6 protein-coding genes are annotated in these 7,534 nt (G+C 45.2%); 4 read left to right on the top strand and 2 right to left on the bottom strand.

What is annotated here, in order from left to right:
* Both AB4653_RS07065 and phnW read right to left on the bottom strand, forming a co-directional pair.
* Positions 1-1,422, bottom strand: a 1,422-nt coding sequence (locus AB4653_RS07065) for an aspartate aminotransferase family protein (protein WP_372103665.1), incomplete at its 3' end; no start/stop codon positions are given.
* Positions 1,422-2,525 carry a 2-aminoethylphosphonate--pyruvate transaminase gene (phnW, locus tag AB4653_RS07060; protein ID WP_009845633.1) on the bottom strand — a complete coding sequence of 368 codons (1,104 nt, stop codon included), beginning with the start codon at positions 2,523-2,525 and terminating at the stop codon, positions 1,422-1,424. The genes phnW and AB4653_RS07065, both read right to left, overlap by 1 nt.
* Before the next feature lie 365 nt (positions 2,526-2,890).
* Here phnW and AB4653_RS07055 point away from each other — a divergent pair, with 365 nt between their 5' ends.
* The 4 genes from AB4653_RS07055 to AB4653_RS07040 all read left to right on the top strand — a co-directional run.
* Positions 2,891-3,901 (top strand): putative 2-aminoethylphosphonate ABC transporter substrate-binding protein, encoded by a 1,011-nt coding sequence (locus AB4653_RS07055; protein ID WP_032555077.1) that lies wholly within the window; start codon positions 2,891-2,893, stop codon positions 3,899-3,901.
* 120 nt (positions 3,902-4,021) lie between these two features.
* Entirely contained in the window at positions 4,022-5,443 is a 1,422-nt protein-coding gene (locus AB4653_RS07050; RefSeq protein ID WP_009845631.1) for an FAD-dependent oxidoreductase, read from the top strand.
* A gap of 227 nt (positions 5,444-5,670) precedes the next feature.
* Positions 5,671-6,780 carry a putative 2-aminoethylphosphonate ABC transporter ATP-binding protein gene (locus tag AB4653_RS07045; RefSeq protein WP_009845630.1) on the top strand — a complete coding sequence of 370 codons (1,110 nt, stop codon included), beginning with the start codon at positions 5,671-5,673 and terminating at the stop codon, positions 6,778-6,780.
* A gap of 21 nt (positions 6,781-6,801) precedes the next feature.
* Positions 6,802-7,534: ABC transporter permease subunit (locus AB4653_RS07040; protein WP_372103668.1), on the top strand; the 733-nt coding region annotated here is incomplete at its 3' end.

Genomic DNA, 7,534 nt, shown 5'->3' with positions numbered 1-7,534 from the left:
TTTGCAGACTTTTGCTATCGCATTTTCGAATATAGACAGAGCGACTTCTAGTTCACTGCGGCTGATGATCAATGGCGGGCTCAATTGAATCACGTTACCTTGTGACACCTTAAAGCTCAGGCCATCGTTCAGACATTGATAAAGTACGGCTTCTGCTTCATCGAACGCTCGGGTTTTGGTGATATGGTCGGTGACCAATTCCACCCCCCAGAGCAGGCCGATGCCGCGAACGTCACCAATGACTGGGTACTTATCTTTCATTTGAAGCAGTTGTTCACGTACAAAAGCGCTGTCTTCTTGCACTTTTTCAAGTAAATTTTCTTGCTCAATCACTTCCATGGTGGCGAGTGCTGCCGCGCAACCAATTGGGCTTTTTTCGTGGGTGTAGTGACCAAGAGATACTTGCGCTGCCGTGTTGTATTTGTCTTTAGTGATCATGGCTGCGATTGGAACTAAGCCGCCGCCAAAACCTTTACCGATACAAAGAATGTCAGGTTCGATATCAAAAGCTTGGTGAGTGAACCATTCGCCACTGCGACCCATACCGTTTGGAATGTCGTCGATGATCAACATGACGTTATGCTTATCACAAATCTCACGGATGCGCTTCCAGTAAGCTTTGCTTGGTACTTGCACGTCTGTGTTACGAACCGCTTCTGCAATGAAGGCACCAATGCCACCTTCTTTTTCAATCACATACTCAAGGTAATCGGCGTAGTGAACATCACGTGCGGTCTCGTTCGCATCGCCGGAGTTTTGCCCGCAAAGCGAAAAAGAGTCATTGAGCGGGAAAGCACCACGATAGGAAACCGCTGGTGGAATACGTTCTACGCCAGCCATTAACGGCCCCATGCCTTCGCGGAAACACGCTTCGCCACCCACTGAAATCGCATCAAGTGACGCGCCATGGAATGAATCCCACAATGACACTACTTTGAAATTGTTGGTGACATGGCGAGCTAGTTTGAGCGCCATGCCGATCACTGATGTGCCACCGGGAGCAAACAACACACGATTCAAATCACCACCGCAGATCTGTGTGAGTTTCTCAGCACACTGAACCGCAGTTTCATTGGTGAAGCGACGTGGTGAAAATGGCAACGACGCCATTTGCTGAGTCACTTTATTAATAATGTGTGGGTGGCCATAACCAAGTTGATGAACATTGTTACCGTGAAAGTCCATGTACTTTTTGCCCGTCGCATCTTGAATATAGATGCCTTCGGCTGCTTCAAGTGTGTCTAGGCAAGGCGTTGACATGGCTTGATGAAGAAACACGTCAGAGTCGCGCTTTAACATCGCTTGAGTCGCATCATCGTTTAGCGATTCGTTCCATTTTTCGCGTGCTGGTGTGGTGTTCACATCGCCTTCGCTTCGAAAGTACGTTGCCTTTAGAACTGGCTCTTGATTGGTCGTTGTCATTATTTGATGTCCCAGTACATAGCGTTTTTCACTGCGCCAATGAGAGCTTCAATGTCTGACGGATACACTTCACCGATGTTACCGATTCGGAAGCAGTCTGCGTTTGAAACCTTACCCGGGTAAATCACAAAACCTTGTTCTTTCAAACGGTCATAGAATTCCTTGAATTGGTAATCGCTATGAGTTGGAGAATAGAAAGAAGTAATGATAGGTGAATGAAGATCATCATTAAGCAGTGGCTCAAAGCCAAGAGAGCGCATACCTGCAACCAATGTGGTTTGGTTGGTTTGGTAGCGATTATGACGAGCTTCGATGCCACCTTCTTGCTCCAATTCAAGTAGAGCTTGGTAGAAAGCACGCACTGTATGAGTTGGAGAGGTGAAGCGCCATTTACCATTGTTGCTTTCCATGCAGTGCCATTGGTCAAACAGGTCAAGGCTTAATGAACGAGCTTGGCCTTTGCATTTTTCCAGTTCCGATTGCTTCGCAATAACAAAGCCGAATCCAGGTACACCTTGAATGCATTTGTTTGCCGAGCTGATCATGTAATCGATACCTAAGTCAGCAATATCCATAGGGATGCCACCAAAACTCGACATCGCATCTAGAATGACGGTTTTGTTGTGCTGTTTTGCCAATTTGGCAATCTCTTCAATTGGATTCAGCATGCCAGTGGTGGTTTCACAGTGGACAATCGCAACGTGAGTAATGTCTGAATCCATGGCCAATGCCGTTTCCATTTCGTTCAAGTCAGGCTGTGATGTTTCACCTGGGGAAACGACATGGCATGGAATGTTTAAATATTCTGCGATTTGAGCAATACGAGCACCATATGCTCCGTTATCGACCACAAGAAGCTTACCGCTGTTAGAGATAACGCTACCGATTGTTGCTTCAACTGAAGCAGTGCCGCTGCCTTGCATTAATACGCTGGTATATCCCGCCTGCTTAGTTGCCAAAGTCACAAGCTTGCTACGAATCACTTCAACAATGTCTTTGTTGTATTCATCGTCCCAAGTACACCAATCTTTTAGCATCGCTTGGCGCACGGTTTCAGAAGTAGATAGAGGACCCGGTGTCAGTAGTAAATATTCGTTTCTCATGTTCAATTCTCGTGATTTTAATTTTGGACTATACCAGTGATTGCGGTTACTTTAACAACCAATTTAAACGGTCGTAAATAGTCCAAACGTTATTTTCACAAAAGCTTCATATTAAGATTGGTCACTTGTGTTGAGAAATTTACCGATCTTGAAATTGCCATTTTTTGTTCATTTAATCGTCATAAAAGCCAGTTAGCTTAATACTCGAAATCTGGTACATACCAATATAAAGGTGTGTTCTAACAACCTAAATGAATTTATGGATATAGAAGCCTCTAGATGGAGCTTCTAGCTTTAACAACTTTAACTTTGGCAATTTTTAATTTTGGCAACTTCTCACTTTAGAGTTGGCCTGACTGGAGAAAATGATGAAAAACCGTTTTATGAAAGGATCACTTGCAGCATTAGTTACTCTACTAGCTGGTAATGCTTATGCAGCACAGGAAGTGACGGTTTACACCGCTTTTGAAACTGACATTTTAGCGAAATACAAGAACGCATTTGAAAGTGAAAACCCAGACATCAACATCAAGTGGGTGCGTGATTCAACAGGGATCATGACGGCAAAATTATTGGCTGAGAAAAACAATCCTCGCGCAGAGGTAGTTTGGGGACTTGCTGGTTCTTCAATGGCACTGCTTAAAGAAGAGGGCATTCTTAAGCCTTACACTCCTCAAGGTGTAGAAGCGTTGCGTGTAAACCTTAACGACCCGCAATCTACTCAAGCTTGGTACGGCAATGACGCATTCTTCAATGCAGTTTGCTTTAACGAAGTAGTGGCTAAGCAATTGAACCTACCGGCACCTAAGTCTTGGGATGACCTAACGAAGCCTATCTACAAGGGCCATATTGCTATGCCAAACCCAGCGTCTTCTGGTACAGGCTACATGCAGGTTTCGGCTTGGCTACAAAACATGGGTGAAGACCAAGGTTGGAACTACATGCAGAAGCTAGATCAAAACATTGCTCACTACACGCACTCAGGCTCTAAGCCATGTGTTCAAGCGGGCATGGGTGAAGTCGCTATCGGTATTTCTATGGCGAGCCGTGGCGCTAAGCTGAAAACTCAAGGCGCGCCACTTTCAGTGATTACGCCTGAAGGCATCGGCTGGGAATCTGAAGCGGTAGGTCTTGTTAAGCCTTCTGATGCAGCACAACGTGTTATCGATTGGTCTATTTCTAAAGCGGCAAATGAGCTTTACATCGAAATGTACCCAGTTGTTGGTCACAAAGATGTGACAGGCAAAGCAGAGAACTTCCCTAATGTAGAAAAGAACATGGCAAAAATGGACTTCGCTCGAATGGGCAGCGAACGTGCCGACGTTCTTAAAACATGGTCTGACAAGTTTGACGCTAAATCAGAGCCAAAATCTTAATCTGACGACCTATTCAGTTACTTAACTATTTAGTTCATTAGAAGTTAGAAATCAGTAAAGGAAGACTTCGGTCTTCCTTTTTTAGTTTTACGCCTTTAGGTTTTAAGTAAGGTACAACAAATGACAAAGCACTACTCATATTGGTTCAAGCAAGCGTTGGAACAAGAGTTTGGCAACATCAATGCGGGGCTAGATTCGGTTAAGCCGCTCCAAAAAGACGTCAACTGTGATATCGCCATTGTTGGCGGTGGCTATACGGGTTTATGGACGGCGATTTTAATCAAACAACAGCAACCCGAAAAACATGTTGTCGTGATTGAAAAAGGCCTATGTGGTAGCGGTGCTTCTGGTGCGAACGGCGGTTGCATGCTGACGTGGTCAACTAAGTATCCGACGCTGAAAAAGCTCTACGGAAAAGAACAAGCGAAATGGTTGGTTAAGGAGTCGGAAAAGGTTATATACGAGATCGAAGCCTTCTGTAACGAACACAAGATTGACGCGCATCTATATCGCAGCGGAACTTACTACACGGCGACCAATAAAGCTCAAAAGGGTGGAATGGAGCCTGTCGTTAATGAGCTGGTTAAGCAGGGTATCAATAGCTGGAAGAAGTGCGACAATTCTTTGGCTGATAAAGCGGGATCTGATCGCCACATTGAGGGTTACTACTCAGAAGCTGCGGGTAGTGTGCAGCCAGCGTTATTGGCGAGAGGCTTACGCCGCGTTGCGATCGAATTGGGTGTCGAAATTTACGAAAATACAGAGATGACATCACTCGACTATGGCTCCCCAGCTCGAATTCAAACCAAAGGCGGTTCCGTATTTGCAGATAAAGTGATTTTGGCACTCAATGCGTGGATGCACGATCACTTTAAAGAGTTCAAACGCAGCATTGTGGTTGTCTCTTCAGATATGGTAGTGACCAAGCCTATTCCTGAAAAGCTCAAGAAATTTGGCCCAGAGAAAGGGGCGGCGGTGGTGGATTCGCGTATCTTTGTCCACTACTACCGAGATACCCAAGATGGACGACTCATGTTGGGCAAAGGCGGCAATAAATTCTCGTTTGCCAATCAAGTTGAAAGCATGTTTAACCAAACCACTAGCTACCTGCCGATTCTCAATCAATCGTTTCAAAAACTGTTCCCTAAATTGGAACAAAGTGAATTCGATTACAATTGGTCTGGAGGCTCAGATCGTTCGGTCACCGGATTGCCATTTTTCGGTAATCTAAAAGGCCAAAGCAATATTTATTATGGGCTTGGTTATTCAGGCAATGGCGTTGCTCAAACCCGTATGGGCGGGAAGATCTTGTCAGCCATGGTACTCGATATCGATAATGCATGGACACGAAGCGGTTTAACCAAAGGCCCGTTGGGACACTTCCCGCCAGAGCCATTTCGCTGGGTAGGTGCGATGATGGTGCGTGATGCGGTGCGAAGAAAAGAGAACGCAGAAGATTCTGGTAACACGCCATTGTGGCTAGATAGACAGTTATCCAAACTCGCAGGTGCGGCGGGCAAAGCCGACAAGGTTGAATCATAGATTAATCTAGCGTTTAAATTAGAAGTTTACATTTAGGCTCTCAGTGACTTTTTGGTTCGTCATTGAGGGCTTTCAACGTTGAACTAACTTTTAAAGCTGAACAAATAGCAATCTTTAATGCTTATTATATCTGCAATATAACTGTCATTTAGCTACTATAAATTTGTCACTCAACTGCAATATTCTCAGTTTAAATTTGGTATATACCATATAGAGAGTGCTGTAGTATGAGCAACCAAACTTATTTGAATATTGAAAACGTTGTAAAGCAATTTGGCCAATTTACAGCGTTAAAAGACATATCCCTATCGATCGAAAAAGGTGAGTTCGTCTGTTTCCTTGGCCCGTCTGGCTGCGGTAAAACGACACTACTACGTGCGATTGCAGGGCTGGATTTACCGACCTCAGGCTCAATTGAGCAGAATGGAGCGGATACGACGTTCCTACCTCCTGAGAAGCGCGATTTTGGTATCGTATTCCAATCTTATGCTCTATTTCCCAACCTGACTGTGGAAGAGAACATCGCAATTGGTTTGAAGAATCAAGGGATGTCGACCAAAGAAGCCCTTGAGACGGTTGAGTCTTGGTTAGAGACCATCGGCTTACCAACGTCTGGTCAGAAATTCCCAAATCAGCTATCTGGTGGACAACAGCAGCGTGTTGCTCTGGCTCGTGCATTAGCGTTGTCTCCGGGCTTATTGCTACTCGATGAACCGCTTTCTGCGTTGGATGCGAAGGTAAGAACACACCTACGTGATGAGATCTGCCAACTGCAACGTAAGCTGGGTATCACTACTATTATGGTGACGCACGACCAAGATGAAGCGTTAACGATGGCAGACCGCATTGTGGTGATGAATCATGGTGTTATCGAGCAAGTGGGTGCTCCACAAGAAATCTACCAAAAACCCGTCAGTCGTTTTGTGGCTGAGTTTGTTGGCAGTATGAATTTCATTCAAGCTTCTGTTGCAGCTCAAGGCAAGATGCGCATTGCTGAGTCAATGCTGCCGTTACCTGGCTTAGATAATCTCACGCCAAATCTGGGTGATGTTTTCGATATTGCCGTTCGTCCAGAGCAAATCCAGTTTGTTGATCGTTTTAGTGAATCCTTGCCAGTGAGAATCGTATCAAGCGAATTCTTAGGGGCGTTTTATCGTGTTGAGTGTCAATTGCAACATGACTCAACGGCGAAAGAGATCATCGTTGATGTACCCGTCAAAGAGTTCAACCGATTGAAGCTGCGTCGCAGTGATATTCGTTACGTGGCGTTTGATCAAGAAGGCCTGAGAGCTTACCCATCGAAAAGCGTGCAAGTGATGAAAGACGAGGCGGCGTAAACAATCATGGAATCGACTCAAATGATGCAATCTAAGCTGCTAATTCAACGACGAGTACAACCTTTTCTGGCTCGGTTAAGCAAAGACAACGTAATTCTGTTTGGGCTGCTGGCCTTTTTGTCTGTGGTCATGACGTTGTTTATCCTGATGCCACTGTGGGCGATGTTGAAAAAGAGTGTTCAGAACGCAGATGGCGAATTTGTAGGCTTAGAGAATTTCGCTACGTATTTTGCGTCTCAAAGCTTATGGCAGTCGGTAGGCAATACGTTCACGCTTGGGTTGTTAGTGACCGTTGTCGTGGGAGTATTAGCGTTTGGGTATGCCTATGCTTTGACTCGTTCATGCATGCCTTTCAAGGGGCTTTTTCAGGTGTTGGGTTCAGCGCCGATTCTAGCTCCGTCGTTGCTTCCTGCGATCAGTTTGATCTTCTTATTTGGCAACCAAGGTATCGCCAAAGAAGTATTAGGGGGAAATTCGGTATACGGCTTGATTGGTATATCACTCGGCTTAATATTTTGGACTTTTCCACACGCCTTGATGATTCTGACTACCTCGTTAAGAACCTCTGATTCTCGTCTGTATGAGGCGGCACGTGCACTCAATACTTCATCGCTAAAAACCTTCTTCATGGTGACGTTACCTGCGGCAAAATACGGTTTGATCAGCACTCTGATCGTGGTGTTTACGCTGGTGGTTTGTGACTTTGGTGTGCCAAAGGTGATTGGTGGCAGTTATAACGTTCTATCGACTGACA

The sequence above is a fragment of the Vibrio sp. 10N.222.48.A3 genome (assembly GCF_041475345.1).
Lineage (GTDB): Bacteria > Pseudomonadota > Gammaproteobacteria > Enterobacterales > Vibrionaceae > Vibrio > Vibrio tasmaniensis_A.
This window is presented reverse-complemented; position numbering and strand designations above follow the sequence as displayed.

Coding starts and splice junctions, on each gene's coding strand:
- phnW (WP_009845633.1), bottom strand. CDS start 2,525: ATGAGAAACGAATATTTACTACTGACACCGGGTCCTCTATCTACTTCT.
- AB4653_RS07055 (WP_032555077.1), top strand. CDS start 2,891: ATGATGAAAAACCGTTTTATGAAAGGATCACTTGCAGCATTAGTTACT.
- AB4653_RS07050 (WP_009845631.1), top strand. CDS start 4,022: ATGACAAAGCACTACTCATATTGGTTCAAGCAAGCGTTGGAACAAGAG.
- AB4653_RS07045 (WP_009845630.1), top strand. CDS start 5,671: ATGAGCAACCAAACTTATTTGAATATTGAAAACGTTGTAAAGCAATTT.